Here is a 588-nt window from a genome sequence, read left to right as displayed (position 1 = left end):
GCAGCGCATCCAACTCCGCCTGGCTCAGACCAGCGAGCGGCACGTCCGACGGCGTCAGGCCGCCCGCTCCCGGCGCGCCGCACAGTGCGACCAGCGCTGCCAGCTCCGCCGCGAAGGCCTGGGCCAGTTGCTCGATGGTGCCGGCATCGTGCCGGGCGGCGCTGTACAGCCAGGACAGGCCCAGCAAGCCCTCCGCCACCTGGCCGTTCACCACCAGCTCGGCGCCGAGTGGCGAGCCTTCCGACTGGTCCCGGCCCGCACCCTCCCGCGCCAGGGCGAAGGCTCCCGCCGTCATCCCGTCGAACCGGCCCAGATAGTTGAACGTCACCGCCGGCCAGGGCTGTGAGGACAGCGCGGCTTGAATCTCCTCCGAGCCCATGTGCCGCAGCACGCCATAGCCGAGGCCGCGCTGCGGCACCGCCCGCAGCTGCTCCTTCACCGCCTTCAGCGAGGCTTCGAGATCCGCCGCGGGCGATGCCCCCGTCGACGCCTTCGGCGTCAGGCGCACCGGGTAGATGCTGGTGAACCAGCCCACCGTCCGGCTCAGGTCCAGCCCGCCCAGTTCCTCCCGGCCATGGCCTTCCAGCG

1 protein-coding gene is annotated in these 588 nt (G+C 72.6%); it reads right to left on the bottom strand.

Translation table 11 applies throughout. From position 1 onward, the window contains the following. Window positions 1–588, bottom strand: a 588-nt coding sequence (locus tag ACTOWL_RS38020) for a condensation domain-containing protein (protein ID WP_441326490.1), incomplete at both ends; no start/stop codon positions are given.

Source organism: Inquilinus sp. CA228 (genome assembly GCF_052078665.1).
GTDB lineage: Bacteria > Pseudomonadota > Alphaproteobacteria > DSM-16000 > Inquilinaceae > Inquilinus.
The sequence above is the reverse complement of the archived record's forward strand: the minus strand, read 5'-3'. Positions and strand labels throughout refer to the sequence as shown.